This window comes from Zestomonas ipomoeae, from assembly GCF_057128665.1.
This window is the reverse complement of record NZ_JBSKHQ010000042.1, coordinates 1-1323: the sequence shown is the minus strand read 5'-3', so window position 1 is coordinate 1323 and position 1323 is coordinate 1. Positions and strand designations below refer to the sequence as shown.

The window sequence follows — 1323 nt, the reverse complement described above, 5'->3', positions numbered from 1 at the left end:
GCAGTGCTCTCGCGCAGGAACTCGGGGTTGACCGCGACGCCGAAGTCTTCGCCGGCGCGCTTGCCGGAGCAGTCTTCGAGGATCGGTACCACCACGTTCATCACGGTGCCCGGCAGCACGGTGCTGCGCACCACCACGGTGTGGCGGCCAGGCTTGTCGCGCAGGGCGAAGCCGATCTCGCGGCATACCGATTCGATGTAGCCCAATTCCAGGTCGCCGTTCTTTTTGCTCGGCGTACCGACGCAGATCATGCTCAGCTCGGTTTCAAGCACCGCTGCGGCGACATCGGTGGTGCCGCGCAGCAGGCCGGACTTGATGCCCTTGCCGAGCAGCTCTTCCAGGCCCGGTTCGACGATCGGCGACTTGCCTGCGTTGATCAGGTCGATCTTGGCCTGGGAGATATCCACCCCCAGCACCTCATGTCCGCGCGCCGACAGGCAGCCGGCGCAGACCGCGCCTACATAGCCCAATCCAAAAATACTGATTCGCATCGTTCCATCTCCCTACGGTTAGCAAAACAAAGAGGCGAGCGAAGGCCGCCAGGGCGCTTCGCGGGTGGCAGTTACGGCAACGGGGCCGGTTGGTTCTTCAGGTTGTCTCGCTGGGGACTGCGCAGCGGAATGCGGAATTACTGTCAGAGCGGAGGGGAGCAAAAACCGCACCAAGGTCCGTGGTGCGTACTGGGTATCCGAACGGACTTTATTAATTAATGACTTACGGACGTGACCAAAAAATGACGGCCCGCAAATCGTGCACCATTAAACGGCACAAGTGATTGATCTGCAATGCAATGTGCCAGTTATGTGCGCCAGAATCGGGACTGCTGCAGGAGCAAATGGTTCAATTTTTTGTGACGATTTGTTCACATTTCTGTGAATTCGCTTTTGCCGGCCCTGCTCAAAATATGAACAATGCGCGCCCTTGATATTGAAGTGCCACTAACTCCCCAGGGATGGTTGCGATGCGCCCGCTGTTGTTCGTGTCTGGCTTTGCCGTTGTTCTGTCTGCCGTTCCGACCTTTGCCGCCGAGCCGTTGCCGGGCGAACTCGACCTGATTCGCGACCGCCAGGAGCGCCTGCTCGACGAGCAGCGCCGCCGCCTGGAAGAGCTGCAGCAATTGCCCGGTCGCGAAGCCGCCGTCGAGCCGGCCGCGCCGGTGGCCGACGAGCAGTGCTTCGAGATCGCCTCGATCCGCCTGCAGGGTGCCGAGCTGTTCGCCGAGGCTGAGCAGCGCGCCCTGCTCGAACCCTTCGAGGGCCAATGCCTGGGCGCCAGCCGCCTCAACGAGCTGCTCAAGGCCATCACCCAGCAATACATCGAGCG

2 protein-coding genes are annotated in these 1323 nt (G+C 61.1%); one reads left to right on the top strand and one right to left on the bottom strand.

Annotated features, from left to right (window positions below; all coding sequences use genetic code 11):
- Positions 1-491, bottom strand: a 491-nt coding sequence (locus ACWKV7_RS23605) for a nucleotide sugar dehydrogenase (protein WP_483860148.1), incomplete at its 3' end; no start/stop codon positions are given.
- A 470-nt stretch (positions 492-961) separates the two neighbouring features.
- On the opposite strand from ACWKV7_RS23605, the gene ACWKV7_RS23600 reads away from it, so the two are divergent.
- Positions 962-1323: POTRA domain-containing protein (locus ACWKV7_RS23600; RefSeq protein ID WP_483860147.1), on the top strand; the 362-nt coding region annotated here is incomplete at its 3' end.